Raw genomic sequence first — 23,906 nt, forward strand, 5'->3', positions numbered from 1 at the left:
AGTCCCCTGATGACCGCCCCCCTCTCCTCTCCCGTCTGGCACCCCTATGCCCATCTCAAGACCCAGCGCCCGGCGCCCAAGGTGGTCGGCGGCGAGGGACCCCGCTTCACCCTGGAAGGCGGCGAGACGCTGCTCGACGCCACCTGCTCCTGGTGGTGCATGATCCACGGCTACGCCCATCCGCGGCTGGTGGCGGCGATCCGCGAGCAGGCCGGCGAGCTCTGCCACGTGATGCTCGGTGGACTGACCCACGAACCCGCCGACCGCCTGGCCCGGGAGCTGGTGCGCATCACTCCCGAAGGGCTGAACCACGTCTTCTACTCGGACAGCGGCTCGGTGGGCATGGAAGTCGCGATGAAGATGGCCGTGCAGTACCACCAACTGCGCGGCCGGCCGGGCAAGCACCGCCTGCTCTCGCTGATGAAGGCCTATCATGGCGATACCGCCGGCTGCATGGCGGTCTGCGACCCCGAAGAGGGCATGCACTCTCTGTTCGCCGGCTACCTGCCCCGCCATCCTTTCGCCCCGGCACCCACCGCCCCCTTCGATGCCGAGCCCGAGGCGGTGTCGGCGGACCTCGCCGCCCTGCGCGAGGTGCTCGAGCGCCACCACCACGAGATCGCGGCGATCCTGATGGAACCGCTGCTGCAGGCCGCCGGCGGCCTCAACATGACCTCGCCCCACTACCTGCGCGGCGCCCGTGCGCTGTGCGACGAGTTCGACGTGCTGCTGGTGTTCGACGAGGTCGCCACCGGCTTCGGCCGCACCGGACGGATGTTCGCCGCCGACCATGCCGACGTCACGCCCGATATCATGGTGCTCTCCAAGGGGCTCACCGGGGGATATCTCGGCCACGCGGCGACACTCGCCACCGACCGGGTGCATGAGGCTTTCATCGGCGACAGCGAGATGCACGCCTTCATGCACGGCCCCACCTTCATGGGCAACCCGCTGGCCTGCCGGGTGGCGCTGGAGAGCCTGGCGGTGTTCGAGGAGGAGGATTACCTCGGCAGGATCGCCGCGCTCAACCGTGTGCTGCGCGAGACGCTGCTGGATGACGAGGTGCTGGCCGCGCACCCGGCGGTAGCGGACATTCGGGTGCTGGGGGCCACCGCGGTGATCGAGGCCCATGACACCTCTGACCTTGCCGGGGTGGCCGGCTGGGCCCGCGAGCAGGGCGTCTGGCTGCGCCCCATCGGCCGCTGGCTGTACACCATGCCGGCCTACATCACGACAGAGGCAGACCTGCGACGCATCACCGACGTCATGAAGGGCTGGTTCCTGGCACGCTGATCACCCCACTGGCTACACCAGCCGGCGCGGGATGGCGAGATCCCATTGCGGCTGCAGACACACCGCTCGTCCTCGAAGTCCTCCAGGGTGGCAAGGGATGCACGCTCTCTGACTCTTCTCCGAACCGCGCGGGGACAAGACGATGGTGCCCAGGAGGGAGAAGCCGGTAGACTTCCCCGAAACAGGGCAAGGGACACGATGATGAAGGGTCTGTGCGCACTGGTGGCCATATGTCTGGCACCCTTGGCCCAGCTCTCGCACTGGGGGAGAGCACCTCACGCAGCATCGACGGCTTCTTCGGCACCACCGATGCGCTGACCATGAATACCGACTGCTACCTGCGCCTGGAGATTTACTTCCGCCGTCATATCGACCGCGTCACCCTGTAGCGCGAAGGAGCCCCGATGACCCTGAGCAAGACCCGCACCAGCTTCTACCGCCGCCTCTACGTGGCCCACCTGGTGGACACCGGCACCGCCAGCGTGCCTGCCATCACCGCCGCTACCGGGATGCCCCGGCGCACCGCCCAGGACACGCTAGGAGCGCTGGGCGAGTTGGACATCCTCTGCGAGTTCGAGCACCAGGCCGGCGAGCGCCACAACATCGGCGCCTACGTGATCCGCGACTGGGGCCCGATCGACCCGGCGTGGGTGGCGGCGAACGCCGAACGGCTTCGCCTCGCCCTGGGCTATCCGACTCGACCGTGAGGGGAAGGGTGAAGGCCCGGGCTCGGTTGACGACCGGGATGGCCCTTCGGTTTGCGCCGCTGGTTCTCCTGCTTCTGCTGGCCGGCTGTGGCGAAGGGGCCGTGCGCCAGTCGCAGGGGCCGGGCAGCGACGAGGTCCGGCTGACAGCGGGCCAGGTGATTGCCGAGGACGGCTACCGACTGCCGCTTCATCACTGGCCGGCCGAGGGCGAACCGCAGGCCATCGTGCTCGGCATCCACGGCTTCAACGAACATGGCGGCACCTTCCAGGTCCTCGCCGAGGCCCTGGCACCCCGCGGCATCACCCTCTATGCCCATGACCAGCGCGGCTTCGGCACCACCGCCCAGCGGCGCCTCTGGCCCGGCCACGAGCGGCTGGCCGACGACGTCACCCTGCTCGCCGCACTGCTGAACGAGCGCCATCCCGAGACTCCGCTCTATCTGGTCGGCCACAGCATGGGCGGTGCCGTGGCGATCCTCGCCCTGAGCGGCGACAACCCGCCGCCGGTGGCGGGCAGCGTGCTGATCGCGCCGGCGGTGTGGGGCTTCGAGGCCATGCCCTGGTACCAGCGCCTGGGCCTGTGGCTCGGCGTGCGCCTCTTCCCTGCGCTGAGCTTCACCTCGAGCACGGTCCAGCGCCTCGGCATCGAGCCCACCGACGACCCCGAGATGAAGCGCCGGCTGGCCGAGGACCCGCTCATCCTGCGCCGCGCGCGGGTCGATACCCTGCACGGCGTGAGCCTGGCCATGGACGCGAGCCTGGAGGCCGCTCGATGGCTGCCTGCCCCGGCACTGATCCTCTATGGCACCGAGGACCACATCATTCCACCGGAGGCGATCTGCGCCCTGCTCGCACGACTGCCCGAGCAGGAGGGGATCCGTCTGGCGCTCTACCCGCAGGGCTACCATATGCTAACCCGCTACACCAAGCGCGAGCGGACCGAGGTGGACATCGCGGCCTGGCTCGCCGACCCCGCGGCTCCCCTGCCCTCCGGCCACGAGCGGAGCCGAGATCAGGTCCGCGACACCCTCTGCCACTGAGTCAGGCAACTGCTGCGCGGCGGGCTGTCGGGCGCATCGCCCGCCCGAATGTGATTGACATGTCTCGGGACAGGGCGGACCTTGGGTGGATGAGCGAAGAGACTGGCGAATCCGCCCACCACGACGACGAGGGGTCGAGCGAGCGGGTAAAGCAGCTTGACGCCGCCATCGAACGGCTTGCCGCCGCCAATGCCATTGCCGGAGTGTCTCCCGTCTTCGAGGTGCTCGAGGCGGCACGCCCCCTGATGGTCGACGACCGTGGGCTCGAGGTCCTCTATGCGCGTGTGCCGGCGATCGAGGCCGCCGGGTTCTTCCGAGGCAGCGACTGGGACTACCCCCAGACACTGGTGCCATCCCTCGCCGTGCGTACCGTGCGTCATGGCGACCCGGTCGCCACCCTGGTCGAGAGCTTGAGCCAGATCCGCCTGCTGGCCGTCGCCCAGGGCGACTATTCCCACCCTTCCCTCTCGGCGGAGCATGCGCATCACTTTCTCGCCCAGGTGATGGCCATGAACCTCGATCTCGTGGTCGGCGACCTGCACGAGGGCGACCGTCTACGGCCGGACCGGCTCGGTTACGCCGTCCAGGCCCTGTATCGCTACCTGCTGCATCACCTGGGGTACGAGAACCTCCTGGAGCACCTGGTGGCCGAAGTCTGGCGCATCCTGGCGCAACGCCCGGTCCAGGTGGAGGGCGTGAAACAGATGGTGACCCAGATCGCCTCCTGCCTGCCCAGACTGGAGGATCGGCCGAATGCCATGGCCGGCGAGGTCGGGGACGACGCCCGGCAGCTGATCAACGCCGTGTTCAGCCCCACCGAGGGCTGCCGCGAAGACCCCGGCTTCGAGACGTATGCCGAGCGGCTGGCGAGCATGGACGACGCGGCCCTGCTGCAGGAGGCCATTGCCTTTGCCCAGGCCATGCACAGCACCGGCCTGGTCTCGCCCTACATGCCGGGGTTCATCCGTTACCTGCGCGGGCGCTGGAATGCGCTGATCCCCACGGCACTGGGCCTGAGTCATACGGGAGCCGACGCCTTTCACTGCTACCCGGCGCTGATCCACACCCTGATCGATGAGGCCCTGTTTGCCGAGACCAGCCAGGCCGCCTACGGTCTTGCCATGATGCTCGAACGCGGCATCCTCTACTCGCCGCCGGTGGCCCCGTCGCTGTGGCGACAACTGAGAATGACGCTGTGCGATGCGGCGGCAGAGAAGGTCACTGCTGTCTTCGGGGATCGTCGCTCGCCGGAATGCTTTCTGCTCGCCGACGTTCTCAATGTGCTCGGCCGCCCGCTGGGCGTGGGTCAGGGGAACTACCCCACCTGCCAGTCGACACGCGCCCTGTCCATGTGGGCCTTCAACACACCGGCCGACCTGCTCCGGGTCGTCGCCTGGGCGGCGCGAGATGACGAGATCGTGATGCGCTTCGAAGGTCACAGCATTTCCTCCCGCGACCTCGGCACGGGCCTGGCCGCCGAGCCTCCCGTGGATGTTGACGCTGTCTCCCTGCTCACCGTGCCGCACCTCGATCGCATCTACTTCGAGATGGGACGCCGCAGCGTCGGGCGCGGAGAGGATCCCCACAAGTGGGTCAACGCCGAGTTCCATGGCGATCACGTGGGCCATGGCTTCCGCATCGCGGTCGATGTGTTTACCGGCGGGCTGAAGGACTTCGAGGGGTTTATGCGTGACTTCTATGCCGCGTACCACCCCTTCTACAACGGCAACATTCCGGTGATCAATCCGCAGCCGGCAGGCATTGCCGTGACCGACAGCGCCACGCGGTTCCTCGGCTGGCACGCGATCACGATCCAGCGCCTGGCGCTCGATCCGAACCAGGTCATGCGGGTCTACTTCTTTAACCCCAACAACGACAGTGGGCAGGACTGGGGGCAGGGAATCGTCACCTCGACCCAGGGCCATGGCGAACTCTACGGTGAGGCCTCGCTGCCGGTGGCCCAGTTCGCCTCGCGACTCTACGTCTTTCACTACGACCCGCTCGAGAAGGGCGAGCCGGCCGATGTACCAGACGATGAAGTGTATCGGGCCATGGGTCTGGCCCGCGATAGCTGGGCGTCGGGGCGCTAGCCCGACGATGCCTGGCACTCAAGCTCGACAAGAACGCAATAAATCGAGCGTCAATACCCTGCCACAGGCAGAAGGAGAGCAGCACATGTCGACCGTATCGGAAACCCCGGCCGCCAAGGACGTCTCAAGCTGGACCGACCCGACACTGGATTCGGTAAAGGGAACGGAAACCCCCAAGGACCCCAACAAGGGCTACATCGCGCTGCTGGGCTGGAGCGTCAATGCCATCAAGGCCGCGCAGAAGTTTGACCGCCGCTATGTGGTGGTAGCGCCGGACTGGGCCGCTGACTTCTGCGAAGCCAACAAGATTCCGTACATTCAATGGGATTTCGTGCGCCTGAACGATCGCTCCATGGAGATCGCGGAGCGGCTCAAGGAAGAAGGCGTGGATGTGGCCATTCCGCTGTTCGAGGAAACCGTCGAATGGTCGGGTGCGATCAACTCGGTGCTCATGGACAGCCCCCGCATGTACGGGCAGTCCATCCTGTTTCGCGACAAGGCACTGATGAAGCGCCGCGCCCAGCTGGGCGGTATTCGCGTGGGGATCTTCGAGGAAGCCCACGAGAAGGATGACATCATCCGCTTCATGAAGCGCGTCAACCAGACGCTGCTCAAGCTCGACGGTGACCCCGATGACCCGATACACGTCAAGGCCTTCGACAAGGCCGGCTGTCTCGGGCACCGCATGATCCGCAAGATCGACGAGATCGACAGCATACCGGCCGAAGAGTATCCCTTGCTGATGGAAAGCCACCTCGACGGCTGGGAGTTTGCTGTCGAGGCCTGGATCCATGATGGCAAGATCAAGTTCCTCAACATCTCCGAGTATGTGACTCTGGGCTACTCGGTATTCGTTCCCGCCACCCGCGAACTCGAGAGCTGGCGTGATGCCATCACCAAGCAGATCGAGAAGTTGATCAAGACGTTCGACATCCAGTTCGGCCTGATCCATCCCGAGTACTTCGTGGCGGCGGACGGCGAGATGTACTTCGGCGAAGTCGCCTATCGCCCGCCCGGCTTCAAGGCCTTCGAGCTCATCGAGCGCGCCTACGGCTTCAGCCCCTATCAGGCATCGATGCTGGTCTTCGACCCCAAGAGCACCAAGGAGGAGGTCGAGGCCTTCTTCCCCCGCGAGGTGGTCGACGCCAAGGGCTATGCGGGCTGCTTCGGGGTGTACCCGCGGCGGCGTGTCGTCAGCAAGCTGGAGATGCCCAAGGAAACCATCGAGCACCCCTACTTCGAGTCCCACGAGCTGGTGGCGCCCACCGAGGAGACGGTGCCGGACCGCTCGGCATTCGGCACGCACTGGGGCCTGGTGTTCTTCTTCGGTGACGACCCGATCAGGATGCGGGACCTGCTCAAGGCACAGGAGGAGCTGGACTTCTACGTCTGATAGCCCCTTGAAGCCCGCCTCTTTTCGAGGCGGCAAATGAACAAGGGCAGGGCCTGCGCCCTGCCCTTTTCATGCCTGTCGATCCACCATCCGATCGCCTGACTAGCGTGCCATGTCGACCACCACGCGCCCACGCACCCGGCCGGCGAGCAGCTCGCCCGCCGTGTCGATGGCCTCCTCCAGGCCGATCGTGCGGGTGATGGCGTCGAGCTGTTCGGGGGCAAGCAGCTCACCGAGCCGGCGCCAGGCCTCGACGCGATCCTCGTAGGAGCGCATCACGCTGTCGATCCCCACCAGGGTCACGCCTCTCAGGATGAAGGGGGCAACACTGCTCGGCAGGTCCATGCCCTGCGCCAGGCCGCAGGCCGCGACGGTGCCGCCATAGCGGGTCCCGGCAAGGACGTTGGCCAGGGTGTGGCTGCCCACCGAGTCGATGGCCGCCGCCCAGCGCTCCTTCGCCAGCGGGCGACCCGGTTCGGAGAGCTCTGCCCGGTCGATCACCTCCTGGGCCCCGAGCCCCTTGAGGTAGTCGGTTTCCTCCAGGCGCCCGGTGGAGGCCAGGACCCGATAGCCCAACCGCGCCAGGAGCGCGATAGCGTAGCTACCGACCCCGCCGTTGGCGCCGGTCACCAGCACATCGCCCTGATCCGGCGTGACGCCTTGTTTCTCGAGCGCCATCACAGAGAGCATGGCGGTATACCCGGCCGTGCCGATGGCCATGGATTGCCGGGCACTGAAGGCCGAGGGATGAGGGATCAGCCAGCGACTGTCCAGCCGGGCCTTCTCGGCCAGCCCTCCCCAGTGCTTCTCGCCGACGCCCCAGCCGTTGAGCAGCACGGCGTCGCCGGGCCGGTAGGCGTCGGTCGACGAGCTCTCGACCGTGCCTGCCAGGTCGATCCCCGGCACCATGGGAAAGGCGCGCACCACCGGCCCCTTGCCGGTGATGGCCAGGGCGTCCTTGTAGTTGAGCGTGCTGCAGTCGACTCGCACCGTGACGTCACCCTCGGGGAGTCGCGACTCGTCGAGTTCCTCCAGCGACACGTGCTGGCCGTCGTCTTGCTTGTCGATCAGGATTGCCTTGAACATCGTGCACCTCGTTGATGTGTCTATTTATAGACCGATCGTCTACTTGAAGACATGAAAACACCCCGGCCTAGCGGGGCAGCCCTTCCATGTACGTCGTGATGAAGGTTTCCAGGGGATGGGCGCTCCCCTCCAGCCGGGCGCGCATTACCGCCCCTTCCCAGCCGATCCAGAAGGCCTCGGCGAGCCTGTCGCAATCCGCCTGGCCACCGAGCTCACCGGCCACCTGGGCCTCGCGCAGGCATCGCGCCACCCGTTGCTGCCAGTCGGCGAGGGTCGCCCGCAGCCACTGCCGGTAGCCTTCCGGCAGCCGACCGGCCTCCTGGCCCAGGTTGCCCACCAGGCAACCCCGGCGAAAGTGGTGACGTTCCATGCCGGCCCTGGCATCGGCAACGAAGGCCGCGAGGCGCTCCAGGGGCCGGCGTGAGCCGTCCCGCAGATGCAGGTCGAGCTTGTTGGCGAAGTAGGCGCCATAATGCTCCATGACGGCGCGCCCGAAGGCCTCCTTGCTGTCGAAATAGTAGTAGAACGAGCCCTTGGGCACCCCGACGCGTCGCAGGATGCCGTCGATGCCGGATGCGGTGAAGCCCTGTTCGGTCAGCACCTCGAGCCCGCTGCGGATCAGGGCCGCGCGGGTATCCGGGTCATCGCGGGAGACCCTGGGGGGTCGCCCACGGCGTGGCTTGGGAGAAGCGGTCGTCTGCGTCATGTCTTTAATATAGACCGCTCGTCTATAAATTCAAGTCACTCAAGGATCAGCCCCTTGCGTGACGCACATCCGACCGTTAGCGCCCGAACCCCAGCGTCCAGCATGCCTCATCCGTTGCGCCACATTGACAGACGCCGCTGGCCACGCCTACTATCGATAATTATTCTCATCAACAGACTGTTGCCGGGTTGGCCGACATGAATCCCGAACGTCCCAGGATCACCACCACCGTCGTCTTCCTGCAGGTCTCCTTCCAGGCCATCAAGCACTCCATGGCCGGCAAGGCGAGCGACGGCCTGCCCTGCTGGCTCGACGGCAGGATGCTGCGGATGCTGTGTCGCGATCTCAGAGCCTGTCGCGACGAGGCCATGGCCCATGAGGAGGCCCATCGGGCCCTGGAGGCCGCCTGTTCCCAGTGCGAGGAGCTGCTCGGCCACTGCCCGGGCGGGCTGGACAGCACCCTCTGCCACCGTCACCTGGATGCCATCCTCGTCGGGTTGCAGCACGCCCTCGTCGCGCTCTCTCCCCCGCCGGCCCCCGCCCCGACCGGCCTTTGGCACAGCGCCACCCGCCACCTCCGCGAGGGCTGGCGCCGCCTCTCCTGATTCCGGCGAGAAGCGTTTCTCGCTGTCCTCGTTCCGCTCCCGGCTGCTTAATTCGGCTCGTGCCCTCGGCGCATGCCTCCTGTTACCTCCGTATCACGGCAAAATCAGCCGGTCGCGGCTCGCCTCGACGCTATAGTTTGGGGGATGGTCCAACCCGATTCGCGCCCCTGCGGCAAGCATTGGGGCGCATTTCGTGTCATGCGCCTGCAGGCGCATGACACGACCTTTCCTGGAGGAACAACCCATGCACGGCGTCCTGTGGGGAAGCATCATTGCCGCGGGGCTGGCCTCGGCCGGCCTGCCTGCCGGCAGTGCCCAGGCCGATGACGTCGAGGCGCTGGTCGCGTCGATCAAGGCGGCCACGGTACGCTTCGAGGATGTGAACGCAGCACTCGCGGAAGGCTACGTGCCGGACCCTTCCGGCGAGTGCGTGAGTGCCGCGGCCCATGGCCTGCCTGCCGAGCTCGGCGGCATGGGCATCCACTACCTGCGCCCGGACCTGCTCGGCCTCACGGTCACCGCTCCCCGGGTCGACGGCACCGGGACCCACACCGACTTCATGAACCCCGCCATCCTGCTCTACGAGCCCCAGGCGGATGGCTCCCTGGTGCTGGTCGGGGTCGAGAACCTGGTGTTCCGCAAGGCCTGGGAGGCCGCGGGCCATGGCGCACCACCGACCCTCGCGGGTCGCCGCTGGGACTACATGGTCGACGACCCGGATACCCCTGCCGAGGAAGCCCACCACTTCGAGCCGCACTACGACCAGCACGTCTGGTTCCGCGACAACCCCAACGGCAACCTCGAGCCCTTCAACCCGGCGGTGACCTGCAACTCCTGGAACGCTTGAGACTGCGAAGGCGCCCCAGGGAGGAACGCCCCTTTCCCTGGCTACAGCGGACTCGGCGCGCCACCCGCGCCGAGCCCGCTTGCCAGACCCGATGCCCATGGGGTTAACCGCTACTCTCCGGGCACGACCCGATAACCCAGTGCCTCGAGGCAGCGTCGCTGCGATAACGACGGCACCATCGACAGGTCACCAATATCCTCCAGGTCACCGGCAAGCGCTGCCACGCCTGCCTCGTCATGGGCATGCAGCAGACGCTCGTCGCATCGCCGGCAGCTCCAGGCATCACCGCCCCGGCCATCCCGCACGATGGCGAGTTCATCGGCTCCCCCGCCGACCTGGATGCCCTCCAGCGGCCAGAAGATGACGGGCTCGTCTCCGGCCCCTTGCCCGCGGCCAAGGGGTGAGCCACACACCAGCAGCGTCACGACGCCACAGCGACACGCGATCTGCCCGTAGGGTCCGTTGCTCATGGCCTGCTCCCTATTGATAGAGGGTGAGGGTGAGTGAGGCATCCACACTAACGGTCCACGCCGACCACGCCTATGGCGAGGGGAGGCCTCCGACGCTACATTTCCTTTGACCAGCCCGATCAGCGTCGGGGTGCCTCCGGCAACCTCGAGCCCTTCAGCCTCGATGACCTGCCGGTATCAAAGGGGCGCGAGGTGAGGCGGCTCCGGCCGGCCGCTCGCCTTGCAGCATTTGCCTGCATCCGAGAACGTTCCGGCGGCATGCCGGCATCCGAGAACGTTCCGGCGGCATGCCGGTCGAGCCTTGGGAGTTGCTGCGATGACGAGCCCCTACTGGCTGCTGCCGGCCTTCCTGCTGCTCTCGTACCAGGTGCAACTGACCGACACCCTGGGCTTCCATGCCGCCCTCGCCTGCGTGCCCTTGGCGGTATTCGCCGGTGACCGCCATGGCTGGCGGGGTGTCGGCATGGTGGTGGTTGGCGGCCTGCTGCTCCCCTTTGGCCTCTTCACGCCCGTCGGCGGCTTTCCCGCCCGGCTGGACATCTACCTGGTCTCGATTTCCACGGCCGCGCTGCTGGCAGCGCGATGGCCGATGGCGCCGCTCGCTCGCCGCTTTCGTTCGAGTTTCGGCTTCCTCGCTGCTCTCGCCCTGCTGCCGGTTCACGTGCTGGTCGCCCGGGAAGGGCTCGACAGCGGGTTCGATGTCGTGGTCATCGTCAGCCTGCTCCCGCTTCTCCACTTCCTGTTATTCCTGCTGGGGTGGGCACAGGCCCCGGCCCTCCTGGTGCTCGGTCCCCTGGCCCTGGCCACCGCCGCCGGGATCGGCCTGGCGATGCTCGGGAGTCCTTGGCGGCTCCATTATGCGCTCGATACGCCCGCGGACTTCCTGACCGGCCTGGCCATCTTCCATGCTGGGCGATACGCGCACGACCTCGTCATCGAACGGGCTTCCGATAACCTCGGCCCACGCTGGCCGATGACAACCATCGCGCTCCTGCTGCTGCTTTGGGGCGGGTATCCGCTCTGGCAGACCCTCGTCATGTTTACAGGAGAGCACGCTGCCCTGGTCGAGCAGTTCGCTCCCCTGGGCAGCGCCCTGGCCCTGCCCCTGGCGGCCCTGCTGGCAGGATGGCGCTACCGGTGGCGCGGGGTGGTTGGCATCGTGGCCATCGCCGCCGTTGTGGAAGCCTCAGGCGTGATCCTTCACTGGGGTGGTGCCAACCTCGGCATCCTGGTGGTGGCCACCGCCTTCGGCACGCTGGGCAACGCGCTACGCGACCGCCGGGATGGCACACGCACCCCATGGCCTTCCGCAAGCGGGCTGGGGCTTGCCCTGGTCGGTGCGGTGAGCCTGCCGCTGATCCTGGGGCTGCAGTTCGACAAGGGGCGTGACCTGCTGGTCCTGGCCCTGGGCGTGGTGGCCCTCCTCGTCCTCCCTGCCTTCCTCGGGTTGGCCTTGCGCCGTGCCGGCCTGTGGCTCGGTGAAGAGGCCAGGCGCGGGTGGCGGGCCATGGCGGGGCTCTTCCTGCTGCTGCTCGGGCTGCTCTCCCACCTCCAGGAGGCCCTGGTGACCATCAGCGCCCTCATTGCGGCCGTCTGGATCGGCGTGCTGGGTCTTGGGGAGGGAGCATCGAGCTGGCGGTCGGGCGACACCCTCATGATGGGCATCGGCTTCCTGTTCTATTTCGCTATGCTGCTGACTGCCGTGGCCGGCATGCTGAACCACCTGCCCGCGGTGATCGCAAGCACCAGAGAGCTCATTCGCTGGCTGAGGGCCTGGCAGCAACCGGAGCACCCGATGACGACGGAAGGGCCGGGGGAAACGATCGAGACCAAATCCGGCGCCGCGGTATGGCTTACGCGCCTGGCCAGGGGTGTCGGCTGGGTACGCAATGCCCTGATGCTGATGGCCGTGGTGATCACCCTGCTTCTGCTGATGGAAGAATTCTGGTAACCGACGACACCGTGACCGCCGGATTCGGCCAGAAGCGGTCTTTCAAAGCAACCTAATATAATAGCCGGAAACGAAAAGCATTTTATTGGCCACATGGATGGCGGAGCCACCCCACTAAAAACTTTCTAAATTAATAATATTTACAAGGTCGCGATCGTTTCTGGCAGCCCAATATCCGTCTTGAAATGCCGATGAAAGCTCACCTCTCCCGGGAGAGTCATCATATGCCGATGGTATCTACTCTTTTCCTTACCTTACCTGCTACATTCATCTGAAAGCCCAATGCTATATCCCACTTGATAAGCTTCATCTGCAGTCGGTCCGAAATCCCCACAGCTAGGGAATTTCTGAACAATTCGCCACTGACCAGTTGCTTCGCTGAGTGCCAAAGGCGCTCAGTATCGAATTGATCAGCGGTTCCCTAGAGACTACCTTAGCACTAGAAAAGATCTCTATTTTTTATTTTTCTTTGCTGATCCGCGCCCTTTATGATCCGATAGCGGCTCATCAACATCACGAATCACTTCGCCACTCCTTGAGTCGACAACTCTCTTAAAGTATCGATTTTGCTCGTGATCAACGATCTGGGTTAACTTCACAAAGCGGTTACGATCTACACTGAAAGAATCGCCATCCTTAGTCTCGAAGCGAATTCCTTTTCGCTTGGAAAGCCCTCCTTTATAGCCCTTTGCCGCCACTAAACCACCTGCCGACACACTTTCTGAAATAAATTCAGTATAATGTCGTTTCAGGGATCCACAGTTTCGACAAGCTTGCCTTCCTTCTTGAGCCTCCACATTCTCACTGATAGAAACCTTACAGTCTTGGCAAAATATTGTCATAGCAACCCCCAAATATCAGACAACTTTTCCGGCTGGGTCCCTTGCGCTTTTACTTAGCTTGAAAGTCAACCTAGCAAACCATGTTATAAACCAACTCAGGTGCAGTCCCAGGGGCTATCCTGTGAAAATCACGCTGAACTGGACCAGACCAAATAGTTCTCCCTCCCCCCATATGACCAGAAAATATCACATGAAACACTTGTCTTTGTGCCTTTTCCTGACACACGAACTCCCATTCGCCCATAGAGGATAGATAATGATCGCCGGCTTCTACCTGAACCTCCTGATGATCAATCAGTACCCAAGCCTTCGCCACACCATTTGTTTTATTCGAGTCGGATGTGTTTACATAGACATCTACTTTGGACGATGAAGCTATCTGTTTCCAACCAGCAAGTGCAAAATTCGTACAAAGGATCATAAAAACAAAGCAGATTGATAACAAGATTTTCATGCACAGCTCCTTTTTTATTTTCTGACTTAACACGTGAATGCGCCTGTTGCCTTTTCCGGCATGTCCGCTTTGGGCCGAAAACCACCATAGAAAAACCGGCATTCCTTCGGACAATGGGGTTCAGCCATTTTCCGAAGGAATGCCGGCCAGCCGGAGGAACTTCCGTGAGTCGCGCTGCCATGTCGCTTCTCCGCTCCCTGGAGCAGCCCTGTTACCGAGCTGTTTCCGTTTGTAATGGCCCCAGCCTAGCTCAGTCGGCTTCGGGTGCCAACGGCAGGCGCCCTGTGCCTGCCCGATGAAATCTTCGTGCCTCGCCCCTATGCTGGAAGGCAACCCAACCCAGGGAGACCGAACGATGATCACCGAGACAGACCGACAACACCTTGAGCGCTGCGTGGAACTGGCGGAGGAGGCCCTGGAGGCCGGTGACGAGCCGTTCGGCTCGGTGCTGGTGAGTGGCGATGGCGCGGTGCTGGTGGAGGACCACAACCATGTGGCCGGCGGGGATGCCACCCAGCATCCCGAATTCTTCCTGGCCCGCTGGGCCGCGGAGAATCTGACGCCCGAGGAGCGCGGGCGGGCCACCGTCTACACCTCCGGCGAACACTGCCCCATGTGTGCGGCAGCCCACGGCTGGGTGGGTCTGGGGCGGATCGTCTTTGCCAGCTCGTCCGAGCAGCTGGTGGACTGGCTGCAGGAGCTGGGCGTGGCCCCGCCCCGGGTTCGCCCGCTGCCGATTCAGGAGGTGGTGCCAGACGCGGTGGTCGAGGGCCCGGTGTCGGAATTCGCCGAGCGCATCCGCGACCTACATCGCCGGCTGCACAGTGCCTGACGCCACTATTCGCCGCGGCGGCCGAGGATCCGGTAGGCGTGGGGCATCCCTTCATCGTCCTCGGCCCGGGTCGCCTGAGCCTCGACCTGTCCGGTCAGGGTAGCGGCGCCGGCGGAGGCCGAGGCTTCGAGGGAAGCCCGCAAGGCCCTTCTGGTCTCGCCAATGGCCTCAATCAGCTGGGTCTGCTTCGCCGGCCGATGGAGCGCTTCCTGCACCTTGAGCATCGCGTATTCGCTTCCCGCGATGCCGGCCAGGCTCACGGCAGTGGCCACCGTGCCCACCACCAGTGCGCCCGGGCCGGCGGGGGCAGCTACCGCCGAGGCGGCGCCACCGGCGGCCAGTGAGCGCATGCCTCCCGCCCCCAGGCGTGACACCAGGCTGCGCAGGGCCAGGCGGCTGCCCTGTGCGGCAGCGGAGGCGCCGAAACGCCGGGCCAGGGCTCGCCCCGCTAGCAGGCTGGCACCGCTGCCCCCCACCGCGGCGGTGCTCCAGCGTGCTGTATCCAGGCCATCCCGAAGGGCCTCCTGTAATACACCGTCCAGGTCGAGTTCATGGACGCGGCGCTCCCCCTCGCGTTCCGGCGCCACCTGTTGCGGGGCGTAGCGCGCCTGGAGTGTGGCCACCATCTCGTCGGCCAGGGCCTGCTGTTCGCTGACCAGGCGACGGGGGTAGTCCGCCTGGAGGTCCGCCAGGGCGGACTCGAGCCCGGTCCCCTCGACCAGCCGCCTGTGGAGCTGCTCGTCCAGCCAATCATCGAGGTCACCCATGAGCGCCACGCCGAGTCGCGTGTAGCTGCCAACGGGAGAGTAGTACCAGTCCAGATAGTCCGGCACCGCCGACTCGAGGGGGGCAAAGGCGCTATCCAGCCGCTCGTCCAGCCAGGGGCGCATGCGTGCCTGGAGCCGCTCTTCCGTCTCCATGGCGAGGGCCGTGAGATCCCGAGAGAATTCGGCGTGGGTCTCGGCATCCAGGGTCAGCGGCTCGCCGGCCACGATCACCCGGAACAGCGGCGCCTGGCTGCGCGAGGCCAGCCAGCCCTGGCCGAGCTCGAACAGCAGCAGCAGGGCCATGACCACCAGCAGCGACGCCCCCCAGCTGCGCCAGGCGCGCAGCCCGAAGGCCAGTCGATCGCTCGACGAGCGGATGACACGCGTCATGACGGATCTTCCTCTCGCCCGGTGCAGGAAGCCTCGCGGTGCGGCCGATGCCTTCCCCTGCGCAGCGCCTCGGCGCCGACCAGCAGGCGCACATAGGCCCAGGCGAAGGTGCTCTGGATGAGGAGCAACAGCAGCCAGCCCAGCATCGCCACGGGCGTGGCGAGCCGGAACCGCTCCACGGCATTCTGCATGCTCCAGTGCTGGGTGATCTCGGCCACGGTGGCCAGTCGCTCGAAGAATCCCAGCACGGCGCCCCCCGAGGAATCCGGGAAATGACGCGCGATGGCCTCCTCCCAGCCGAGCCCGACCAGCCACGGCTGGGGCAGCCAGAGGGCGGCCACCACCAGCAGCAGGGTCAGCAGGGCGGCGGCCGGCACGACCACCAGGCGGCGGGTCACCGCCGCCAGGTGGTCGGCGATGACATGACGGGCCAGGCGTCGACGCAGCAGGTGCTGCGCCACCACCAGCCCCGGCACCCCGGCCAGCAGCAGGGGCCAGAGGACGGGCGCCAGCAGCCGCAGCTTGACCAGCAGCACCAGCGCCAGCAGCGCACCCATGAGCTGGTGGCGCGCCACCATCATCGCCCCGCCGCGCAGCCAGCCGTGCCAGGGCGAGTCATCACGCAGGTACTGCTCCAGCCAGGCACGACGCCGCAGCCGGGCAGCCTCCAGGCTGCCGGCCACGATCAGCTGGGTGGCCAGCACCCAGACCGGCAGGAACAGCACGCCGGCAAGCGACCCGCCCGCCAGCGACCAGACCAGCAGTACCAGCACCGTCAGGATCAGGTGGGCGTGGCGCCAGAGCGGCGCGGCTCGCTGCCAGCGCCCGGCCATCAGGCGAGCGGCGAGAGGGCCTGTTCGACGAATGCCTGGCAGCGCAGCCTCGCCGGCCGCTCCTGCAGCCCTTCCCAGTAGGCCTCGAACTCGGGCCGGCGGGGAATGGTGCCGAAGTGCATGCCCCAGCCGAGGTGCGAACCGACATAGACATCGGCCGCGCTGAAGGCCGTGCCGGCGATATGACGCCTTCCCTCGAGGGCGGCCGCCAGGGTCTCGATGACCGTCCAGTAGTCGCCGCAGCCGAGCTGCTTCTGCTGCTCCGCCGTGGGCTGCACGCCGAGGGTGTTGAGCGAGAGGGCGGATTCCAGGGGCCCGGCCGCGAAGAACAGCCAGCGGTAGTAGTCGCCCCGGGCGGCGGGCGGCGGCGCCAGGCCGGCCTCCGGGAAGGCATCGGCGAGGTAGGCGCAAATGGCAGCGGCCTCGGTGACCACCACGTCCCCGTGGCGGATCGCCGGCACCTTGCCCATGGGATTGAGGGCCAGGTAGTCCGGCGACTTCATGGCGGCACCGTACTCGAGGGTCACCGTGCGATAGGGCACGCCAAGCTCCTCGAGCATCCAGTGGACGATCCCGCCCCGGGAGAGCGGGTTGGTGTAGAAGGTGAGCTCAGCCGGCTCCCGTGGGGCGGGTTCGGCCAGTGCCGCGGGTGGCAGCACGACCTCCGGCGGAAGCACATAGCCCTGGCCAGGCGCGTTGACCACCTCGATACCCACCGCCCGCAATGCGGCAACGTCCTGGTAGAGGGTACGCAGCGTGATCCCCAGCCGCTCGGCAAGCTCGGGCCCGCCGAGCGGGCCGGTGTGGTGGCGCAGTTCCCGGATCAGGTCTTGCAGGCGCGTCGTTCGTGACATGGACGATTCCTCGTGCGCGTGGCAGTGACTCGCCGCCTCGGGGCGTCGAGGCGATCATCATGCCTCCGACACGGCAACGGTACCAGTCACGCGACCAGGGATCGGCTGCCGCCGAACCGGGGCCGGCTCACAGCCCCTGGGCACCCCGGCGCAACCAGTCATGCACGAAGGCAAGCTTCTGGCGGGCGGCATCCGAGAGCACAAAGGGGTAGAGATCGGAGAGCCCCATGGAGCGATTGACGTGGTTAACCCCCGCCACCAGGCTGGCCGCGACATGGATCAGTCGGTCGGCGTCGGGTTCCATGTAGGGGTCCCAGTTGGGACTCGGCAGCTCCGGGGAAGAGAGCCCCGCCGCCACGAAGCTGTCGGTGATATCGGTCAGGTGCAGCAGGTGGGCGGCGGTCTCGGCCCAGTCCTCGTGGGGATGCGCGGAGGCGTAGGTGGTCAAGAAGCGTAGCCGCCAGTCCGGCGGTGGGCCGTCATGGAAGTACCGCTGGAGCGCAGCGGGATAGTCCTCTCGTTCATCGCCGAACATGGCCCGGAAGGCCTCGAGGAAATCCTCCCGCAGGCTGAGGCGCCACCAGAGCATGTGCGAGATCTCGTGGCGCATATGGCCGATCATGGTGCGATAGGGTTCCTCCAGGGCCTCCCTGCGCGTGGTGCGCAGGACCGCATCCGCCTCCGCCACGCTGATCGTCACCACGCCCCCGGCATGGCCCATGGGCACCGGCGTATGTCCTTCCGCCAGCATGTGAAACACCGGACGAGCGCCGGGGTCCTCAGGGCGGAACCAGTGCCAACGGCCCAGGTTATCGAGCACCCAGCGCTTGGCGGCCTCGGTCTGCGCCCAGTTGGGCATGGCATCGGGAATGGAAGGATCCGGCGCCAGCGCGGTCATGGCGCAGGAGCGGCAGAAGGCGCCCTGCTCGGGGGCGATCCAGTTGCAGCCGATGACCTCGCGGTTCACGCAGAACGGCGGCATGGGCAGGAAGGCCCTGGCCTGGGGGTCATAGGCGACGGGCGTTCCCTCGGCGGTGGCGAGGTTGTCGAACCAGAGGGACCCGGCACCGACCGGGTTGGCAAAGACACGCATGAGGCAGTCACTCCGCAGTTACCGCAAGGCAGATGGCCCGACGCTCTAGGCTGCATCCTGCTCTTTCCGGTTCCACCAATCAAACTGCCATCGGTGCAAGGCCAGGCAGAATGCGACTACATCTTGCGTGAAAAAAACGGCGAGGGAGTCCCCGCCGCCAAACACCGATCGCTACCGATCGAGAGAGTGCTCGCTGGTGTGTCGTTAAGCCATCAGGTCTCGAATCAGATCTCGAAACCCAGGCCGAAGTCCTCGGCGCTGATCGCCATCAACGGCTCGGCACCGGCTTCCAGGGCCGCCTTGTGGGCGCGGGTGCGCGGCACCAGGCGCTGGTAGAAGAAGCGCGCGGTATCGAGCTTGGCGCGGTAGAAGGCGGCCTCCTCGCTGCCCTCGGCCAGCACGGAGCGGGCCTGCTTCGCCGCGCGGGCGAAGAGGTAGGCCAGGGTCACGTAGCCGGCGTACATCAGGTAGTCGACGCTGGCCGCGCCCACCTCCTCGCGGTCGGCCATGGCCTTCATGCCGATGGCCATGGTCATCTCGCCCCACTCGGTGTTGAGCTTGGCCAGCGGGCGCACGAACTCGGCGAGCTCGCTGTTGCCCTCCTCGGCCTGGCAGAACTTGTGGATCTCTTTCGTGAATACCTTGAGGCTCTCGCCCTGGCTCATCAGCACCTTGCGGCCCAGCAGGTCGAGGGCCTGGATGCCGGTGGTGCCCTCGTAGAGGCGAGTGATGCGCGCGTCGCGCACCAGCTGCTCCATGCCCCACTCCTGGATGAAGCCGTGGCCGCCGAAGACCTGCACGCCCTCGTTGGTGGCCTCGAAGCCCACCTCGGTGAGGAACGCCTTGACGATGGGGGTCAGCAGGCCCAGCAGGGTCTCGGCGCGCTCCTTCTCGGCGGCATCCGTGCCGTGCTCGACGATATCGATCATCTGGGCGGTGTAAAGCACCAGCATCCGGCCACCCTCGGCGAAGGCCTTCTGGGTGAGCAGCATGCGACGCACGTCCGGGTGGACGATGATCGGGTCGGCGGCCTTCTCCGGCGCCTTGGGACCTGCGAGCGAGCGCATCTGCAGGCGGTCACGGGCATAGGCCAGGGCGTTCTGGAAGCTTGCCTCGGTGAGCCCCAGGCCCTGGATGCCGACGCCGATGCGCGCGGCGTTCATCATGGTGAACATGCAGGCCAGGCCCTTGTTGGGGGCGCCCACCAGGAAGCCCTTGGCCGCATCGAAGTTCATCACGCAGGTGGCGTTGCCGTGGATGCCCATCTTGTGCTCCAGCGAGCCGCACACCACGCCGTTGCGCTCGCCTGGATCGCCCGCTTCATTGGGAAGATATTTCGGCACCACAAAGAGCGAGATGCCTTTCGAGCCCTCGGGGGCGTCCGGCAGCTTGGCCAGTACCAGGTGGACGATGTTCTCGGCCAGGTCATGCTCGCCGGCAGAAATGAAAATCTTGGTGCCGGTGATCTCATAGGCGCCGTCATCGGCGGGAACCGCGCGAGTCTTGATCAGGCCCAGGTCGGTGCCGCAGTGGGGCTCGGTGAGGCACATGGTGCCGGTCCAGGTGCCCTCCACCAGCCTCGTCAGGTAGGTCGCCTGCTGCTCGGCGGTGCCGTGGTGGCGCAGGGCGTCGGCGGCGCCGTGGGAGAGCCCCGGATACATGCCCCAGGCCAGGTTGGTGGAGCAGACCATCTCGTTGAGCACCATGGCCAGCGAGTGCGGCAGGCCCTGGCCGCCGTGGGCGGGCTCGGCGGCAAGGCTCGGCCAGCCGCCCGCCACGTACTGGGCGTAGGCCTCCTTGAAACCCTTCGGCGCCTTCACCTCGCCGCCCTCCAGCAGGCAGCCCTCGCGATCGCCGCTCTGGTTGAGCGGCAGCAGCACCTCGCGGGCGAAGCGCGCGCCCTCCTCCAGGATCGCGGCGACCACGTCGGGACTGGCCTCCTCGCCGTCCGGCAGACGGGCGTAGTGGGCCGGGTAGTCCAGCATCTCGTCCATGACGAAGCGGATATCGCGCAGGGGGGCCTGATAGTCGGGCATCTCGATCTCTCCTGGAAAAGGCCGCCGGAAGTCGGGGGCGGGCGGCGGCGGCCGCTTTCAAACATGTGTTTGAAATTATCCCTCATCCTGGATGCAGTCAAGCGTTCGTTTGAAGAAGCGGAAAGGATCAAGGGGTCAAGGAGTCAAGGGACACCTCCCCTTACTCCTTGACCCCTTGTGACTGGCCGAAAGCCTTACTGCATGCGAATCCCGCCGTCCAGGCGGATCACCTCGCCGTTGAGCATGGCGTTAGTGATGATCTGCTCGGCCAGGCGGGCGAACTCGTCGGGCTTGCCGAGCCGCTTGGGAAAGGGCACGGCGGCGGCCAGGGCCTGGGCGGCCTCGTCGGGGATCTCGCTCATCATGGGGGTCTCGAAGACCCCGGGGGCAATGGCCATCACCCGCACGCCGTGGCGCGAGAGCTCCCGGGCCGCCGGCAGGCTCATGCCCACCACGCCGGCCTTGGAGGCGCTGTAGGCGCACTGCCCCACCTGGCCATCCATGGCGGCGATGGAGGCGGTGTTGATGATCACCCCGCGCTCACCGTCCTCACCCGGGGCGTTGCCCGCCATGGCCGCGGCGGCCAGTCGCATCACGTTGAAGGTGCCCACCAAGTTGATCTGGATGGTGCGATTATAGGCCTCGAGGTCGGCGGGGTTGCCCTCGCGATCGACCAGCTTGCCCACGCTGACCACCCCGGCGCAGTGCACCACACCGGCGAGGCCGCGGCCATCGCTGAGCTCCACCGCCACATCGACGGCCGCCTGGATGTCCTCGCCGGAGGTGACGTCGCCGCGCACCGCCCGGGCGGCACCGCCCAGGCGCTCGGCGTGGGCCTCCACGGCGTTGCTGAGGTCGCAGAGCACCACCCGGCCGCCGGCGGCGACCAGGCGCTCGGCGGTGGCCGCCCCCAGCCCGGAGGCGGCCCCGGTAATCAGAAAGGTATTGTCCTTCAGTTGCATGTCAGGATCCTCGGAGTCATTTGGCCGGGGCCTCTTCGGCCTTGTCGACGGCATCGGCGCGCAGCTTGAATCGCTGGATCTTGCCGCTCGGAGTCTTGGGCAGCTCCTCGACGAACTCGATCACCCGCGGGAAGGCGTGGGTGGAGAGCCGCTCGCGCACCTGCTTGCGGATCTCGTCGGCCAGGGCATCGCTTGCCTCGTAGCCCTCGCGCAGCACCACGTAGGACTTGATGATCTCGCCGCGGATCTCGTCGGGCTGGCCCACGGCGGCGGACTCGGCGACGGCCGGGTGGGTCATCACGCTGTTCTCCACGTCGGTGGGCCCCACGCGATAGCCGGCGGTGGTGATGATGTCGTCGTCGCGACCGGCGAACTGGAAGGTGCCGTCCTCGTTGCGGATCACCACGTCACCGGTCAGGTAGTACCCTTCGGCGAAGGGGTGCTTCTCCTGCCAGGTGTAGCCGGCGAAGAAGTGCGCCGGGGAGTTCTCGATGTCCACGGCCAGCACGCCCGGCTCGCCCGGGGGCAGCTCGTTATACTCGGCGTCGAGGATCGCCAGGCGGTAGCCGGGCATCGGTACGCCCATGGCGCCGACATGCTTGGGATGGTCCAGGGCATGGTGGTTGTTGCAGGTCATGCCGGTCTCGGTCTGGCCGTAGTGGTCCATGACCGGGCAACCCAGGGAGCGCTCGACCCAGGTCACCACCTCGGTGTTGAGCGGCTCGCCGGCGGAGCTCGCCGCGCGCAGCTCGAGGGTCTGGTGGGCATCATCGAAGAGGCCGGAGGCCTTCATCAGGCGGTAGGCGGTGGGCGCGGCGGCGAAGTTGGTGATGCGGTGGCGCTTCATGAAGGCCAACGCCCCCTCGGCGGAAAAGCCCGCCTCGCAGAAATGGGTGGTCACCCCCAGCAGCAGCGGCCCGGCGATGGCGTAGTAGAGGCCATAGGCCCAGCCCGGGTCGGCCATGTTCCAGAAACGGTCGGTGTCGCGCAGGTCGACGGCCAGCTCCATGTAAAGGGCGAAGGCCGGCATGGCGGCCAACGGCACGGCAACCCCCTTGGGCTTGCCCACGGTGCCGGAGGTGAACATCTGCAGGAAGGGCTCGTCGCGGGAAAGGCGCGGCGGCGTGGTCTCGATCGGCGCATGCGCCAGGGCATCATTCCAGTCCAGGTCGTCGCCGTGGTCGGCATCGGGGCCACCTACCGCCAACACCGGCGGGCACTGGGTGAGGCCATCGAACTTGAAGCGATTGGCATGATCGGTGATCACAAGGCGGGTGTCGGCGCGGCCCAGGCGGTAGTCCACGGCGTCCGGACCGAAGGCGGTGAACAGCGGCTGGTAGACGGCACCGATGCGCCAGGTGGCCAGCACCGCCACCAGCAGCTGCGGCGAGCGCGGCAGCATGCAGGCGATCCGGTCGCCCACGCCCAGGCCACGCTCGGCGAACCAGCCGGCGAGCCTGGCGCTCTCGGCATCGAGCTCGGCGTAGGTCAGGGTGTTGACCTGGCCCTGGGTGTCCTCGTGCACCAGGGCCAGCACGTCGCCACGGCCGGCACGCAGGTGGCGCCCGCAGCTGGACTCGAAGGCGTTGGCCTTGCCGTCGCGGTGGTCATCGAGGCGCGCGATGACGTCGTCGATGGAAAAGGTCTCGAGGTAGCTCTGGTAGTCGGGAAGGGTGCTCATGTACTGCCCTCTCGCGGTTTGTGCTTGTTGTGGCGGCAAGCAAGGTTTGTGGCGACTGATGCTGGCGACGAAGGAAATGGCAAACGCCGACGCTGGCGTGCACGCCCACCTTCTGATTAGATGCAGTTGACGTAAGCGTCAACCTATCAAGCGCTAGGTACAAGCTAGAGGCTCCCGGGGAACGGGGCAACCCCTGAACGGCAGGACGGGACTAGACGATGGTCGAGCGTAGCGGGCCGGCGGCGCCCGGGATGTCAGACTCGATGGGTGATCATGGCGACCAGCTCGTGGGCCAGGTCATCCGGGGAGCGCGGACCGGCGGGGTCGTACCAGCGCACCGTCCAGTTGAGCGCCCCCATCACGAAGCGGGCCACCAGGAAGCGGTCGCCATGGATCAGCCCCTCGGCCAGGGCCGCGTCGATCACCTCCTCCCACAGCGCCTCGTAGGCATCGCGCAGGTGGCTCAGGTGGTCCCGGGCCTCGGGATCGAGACGGCGCCACTCGTAGAGGGCCACCACGTGGGCGTTGCGGTCGGTGAGCAGGGTCTCGAGGTGCGCGCGCGCCATGGCCTGCAACCGTGCCTCGGCAGAGTTGTCGCACTCCTCGAGGGCCGCCTTCGCGATGACCAGGGCGTTCTGGGTCCCCTCCTCGATCACCGCCGCCAGGATCTCCTGCTTGTCGCGGAAGTGATGGAAGAGGCTGCCGGACTTGATGCCCATCTCCTGGGCGAGCATGCGCACCGTGGTCCGGTCAAAGCCCTCCTGGACAAACAGCTGGGCGGCCTGACGGGTCAGCTCCTTGCGGCGCGGTGAGTCATTCATTACATTCATCGAGATTTACACTAGCGCTTGCTTGGTTGACCCTGAGAAAACCACAGCCCCGCGGACGGGTCAACGCGGCGCCGTCCGAGATAACGGCCACAATGACAATGCAGTCCCGCCCGGGACCGTAACGCCACACCGGGAGTACCCACC

At 66.4% G+C, this 23,906-nt stretch carries 23 protein-coding genes; 10 read left to right on the forward strand and 13 right to left on the reverse strand.

Annotated features, from left to right (window positions below; translation table 11 throughout):
• The first annotated feature begins 9 nt into the window (after positions 1-9).
• From bioA to DFP85_RS06855, 6 genes are all read left to right on the forward strand, one after another.
• Positions 10-1,293, forward strand: coding sequence for an adenosylmethionine--8-amino-7-oxononanoate transaminase (bioA, locus tag DFP85_RS06835; protein ID WP_133635554.1), 1,284 nt, complete (start codon positions 10-12; stop codon positions 1,291-1,293).
• A 230-nt stretch (positions 1,294-1,523) separates the two neighbouring features.
• Positions 1,524-1,682: a hypothetical protein gene (locus tag DFP85_RS18895; RefSeq protein WP_166644615.1), complete on the forward strand. Its 159-nt coding sequence runs from the start codon at positions 1,524-1,526 to the stop codon at positions 1,680-1,682.
• Between the two features lie 15 nt (positions 1,683-1,697).
• On the forward strand, positions 1,698-2,000 hold the full coding sequence (locus tag DFP85_RS06840; RefSeq protein ID WP_133635555.1) for a winged helix-turn-helix domain-containing protein: 303 nt from the start codon (positions 1,698-1,700) through the stop codon (positions 1,998-2,000).
• A 38-nt stretch (positions 2,001-2,038) separates the two neighbouring features.
• Entirely contained in the window at positions 2,039-3,040 is a 1,002-nt protein-coding gene (locus DFP85_RS06845; protein ID WP_133635556.1) for an alpha/beta hydrolase, read from the forward strand.
• A gap of 89 nt (positions 3,041-3,129) precedes the next feature.
• Entirely contained in the window at positions 3,130-5,130 is a 2,001-nt protein-coding gene (locus tag DFP85_RS06850; protein ID WP_133635557.1) for a hypothetical protein, read from the forward strand.
• Positions 5,131-5,215: 85 nt separating this feature from the next.
• The gene (locus DFP85_RS06855) at positions 5,216-6,523 is read left to right on the forward strand and encodes an ATP-grasp domain-containing protein (protein WP_133635558.1); all 1,308 of its coding nucleotides are present in this window, start codon (positions 5,216-5,218) and stop codon (positions 6,521-6,523) included.
• A gap of 102 nt (positions 6,524-6,625) precedes the next feature.
• Here the strand turns inward: DFP85_RS06855 and acuI are convergent, their stop codons facing one another.
• Together acuI and acuR are read right to left on the reverse strand one after the other, a co-directional pair.
• A complete protein-coding gene (gene acuI, locus DFP85_RS06860; RefSeq protein WP_133635559.1) occupies positions 6,626-7,609 on the reverse strand; it encodes an acrylyl-CoA reductase (NADPH) in 984 nt (327 codons plus the stop codon).
• A 67-nt stretch (positions 7,610-7,676) separates the two neighbouring features.
• Positions 7,677-8,315 (reverse strand): acrylate utilization transcriptional regulator AcuR, encoded by a 639-nt coding sequence (gene acuR / locus DFP85_RS06865; RefSeq protein ID WP_133635560.1) that lies wholly within the window; start codon positions 8,313-8,315, stop codon positions 7,677-7,679.
• A 197-nt stretch (positions 8,316-8,512) separates the two neighbouring features.
• Between acuR and DFP85_RS06870 the strand changes: the two genes are divergently transcribed.
• Together DFP85_RS06870 and DFP85_RS06875 are read left to right on the forward strand one after the other, a co-directional pair.
• Positions 8,513-8,920, forward strand: coding sequence for a hypothetical protein (locus DFP85_RS06870; RefSeq protein ID WP_133635561.1), 408 nt, complete (start codon positions 8,513-8,515; stop codon positions 8,918-8,920).
• A gap of 244 nt (positions 8,921-9,164) precedes the next feature.
• Positions 9,165-9,767: a hypothetical protein gene (locus DFP85_RS06875; RefSeq protein ID WP_133635562.1), complete on the forward strand. Its 603-nt coding sequence runs from the start codon at positions 9,165-9,167 to the stop codon at positions 9,765-9,767.
• 110 nt (positions 9,768-9,877) lie between these two features.
• Here DFP85_RS06875 and DFP85_RS06880 read toward each other — a convergent pair whose 3' ends face one another.
• Entirely contained in the window at positions 9,878-10,237 is a 360-nt protein-coding gene (locus tag DFP85_RS06880; RefSeq protein WP_133635563.1) for a hypothetical protein, read from the reverse strand.
• Between the two features lie 316 nt (positions 10,238-10,553).
• On the opposite strand from DFP85_RS06880, the gene DFP85_RS06885 reads away from it, so the two are divergent.
• Positions 10,554-12,188, forward strand: a complete 1,635-nt coding sequence (locus tag DFP85_RS06885) for a hypothetical protein (RefSeq protein ID WP_133635564.1) — start codon at positions 10,554-10,556, stop codon at positions 12,186-12,188.
• 452 nt (positions 12,189-12,640) lie between these two features.
• Here the strand turns inward: DFP85_RS06885 and DFP85_RS06890 are convergent, their stop codons facing one another.
• Positions 12,641-12,985, reverse strand: a complete 345-nt coding sequence (locus DFP85_RS06890) for a hypothetical protein (RefSeq protein ID WP_133635565.1) — start codon at positions 12,983-12,985, stop codon at positions 12,641-12,643.
• Between the two features lie 115 nt (positions 12,986-13,100).
• On the reverse strand, positions 13,101-13,484 hold the full coding sequence (locus DFP85_RS06895; protein WP_133635566.1) for a surface-adhesin E family protein: 384 nt from the start codon (positions 13,482-13,484) through the stop codon (positions 13,101-13,103).
• Positions 13,485-13,839: 355 nt separating this feature from the next.
• Between DFP85_RS06895 and DFP85_RS06900 the strand changes: the two genes are divergently transcribed.
• The gene (locus tag DFP85_RS06900; protein WP_133635567.1) at positions 13,840-14,316 is read left to right on the forward strand and encodes a nucleoside deaminase; all 477 of its coding nucleotides are present in this window, start codon (positions 13,840-13,842) and stop codon (positions 14,314-14,316) included.
• Between the two features lie 5 nt (positions 14,317-14,321).
• Here DFP85_RS06900 and DFP85_RS06905 read toward each other — a convergent pair whose 3' ends face one another.
• From DFP85_RS06905 to DFP85_RS06940, 8 genes are all read right to left on the reverse strand, one after another.
• Positions 14,322-15,473, reverse strand: a complete 1,152-nt coding sequence (locus DFP85_RS06905) for a hypothetical protein (RefSeq protein ID WP_133635568.1) — start codon at positions 15,471-15,473, stop codon at positions 14,322-14,324.
• Positions 15,470-16,306: a hypothetical protein gene (locus DFP85_RS18900; RefSeq protein WP_166644616.1), complete on the reverse strand. Its 837-nt coding sequence runs from the start codon at positions 16,304-16,306 to the stop codon at positions 15,470-15,472. The genes DFP85_RS06905 and DFP85_RS18900 overlap by 4 nt, the downstream gene beginning before the upstream one ends.
• On the reverse strand, positions 16,306-17,160 hold the full coding sequence (locus DFP85_RS06915; protein ID WP_133635569.1) for a glutathione S-transferase N-terminal domain-containing protein: 855 nt from the start codon (positions 17,158-17,160) through the stop codon (positions 16,306-16,308). Before DFP85_RS06915 ends, DFP85_RS18900 begins: the two co-directional genes overlap by 1 nt.
• A 127-nt stretch (positions 17,161-17,287) precedes the next feature.
• Positions 17,288-18,253: a zinc-binding metallopeptidase family protein gene (locus DFP85_RS06920; RefSeq protein WP_133635570.1), complete on the reverse strand. Its 966-nt coding sequence runs from the start codon at positions 18,251-18,253 to the stop codon at positions 17,288-17,290.
• Positions 18,254-18,477: 224 nt separating this feature from the next.
• Positions 18,478-20,289, reverse strand: coding sequence for an acyl-CoA dehydrogenase C-terminal domain-containing protein (locus tag DFP85_RS06925; RefSeq protein ID WP_133635571.1), 1,812 nt, complete (start codon positions 20,287-20,289; stop codon positions 18,478-18,480).
• 194 nt (positions 20,290-20,483) lie between these two features.
• The gene (locus tag DFP85_RS06930; RefSeq protein ID WP_133635572.1) at positions 20,484-21,251 is read right to left on the reverse strand and encodes an SDR family NAD(P)-dependent oxidoreductase; all 768 of its coding nucleotides are present in this window, start codon (positions 21,249-21,251) and stop codon (positions 20,484-20,486) included.
• A gap of 16 nt (positions 21,252-21,267) precedes the next feature.
• Positions 21,268-22,932, reverse strand: a complete 1,665-nt coding sequence (locus tag DFP85_RS06935; RefSeq protein WP_133635573.1) for an AMP-binding protein — start codon at positions 22,930-22,932, stop codon at positions 21,268-21,270.
• 254 nt (positions 22,933-23,186) lie between these two features.
• On the reverse strand, positions 23,187-23,753 hold the full coding sequence (locus DFP85_RS06940; protein WP_133635574.1) for a TetR/AcrR family transcriptional regulator: 567 nt from the start codon (positions 23,751-23,753) through the stop codon (positions 23,187-23,189).
• Between the last annotated feature and the right edge of the window lie 153 nt (positions 23,754-23,906).

Source organism: Halomonas ventosae (assembly GCF_004363555.1).
GTDB classification, from domain to species: domain Bacteria; phylum Pseudomonadota; class Gammaproteobacteria; order Pseudomonadales; family Halomonadaceae; genus Halomonas; species Halomonas ventosae.